The sequence below is a fragment of the Alkalihalophilus lindianensis genome, assembly GCF_032843265.1.
GTDB classification, from domain to species: domain Bacteria; phylum Bacillota; class Bacilli; order Bacillales; family Bacillaceae_D; genus Alkalihalophilus; species Alkalihalophilus lindianensis.
Map to the genome: position 1 here is coordinate 1 of NZ_JAWJBA010000184.1, position 289 is coordinate 289.

Sequence of the window (289 nt, forward strand, 5' to 3'; positions counted from 1 at the left end):
AACCACGCTAAGTTCGCGACGTCCTGTCGCAACGCCTGGTACCCACGTCCTGTGGGCATTATCTAGTTTTGAGAGAATCATCTCAATTATTTCACAAAGAGGATCGAACAGTTCGAGAAAGCAACGAAGTGAATGCCCAGAGCGTATCAAGCATACGTGAGGACATGAACGAGGAAGCTGACGAAGAAATGTGAAGATCATCTGAAGTGAATCATAGTCTGGTGGCGATAGCAAAGAGGTCACACCCGTTCCCATGCCGAACACGGTCGTTAAGCTCTTTTGCGCCGAT

Annotated in this window: 1 rRNA gene; it reads left to right on the forward strand. The window is 48.4% G+C overall.

The window, feature by feature from the left end:
- Positions 1 to 217: 217 nt before the first annotated feature.
- Positions 218 to 289, forward strand: a 5S ribosomal RNA gene (rrf, locus tag RYX56_RS21850); the annotation flags it as partial.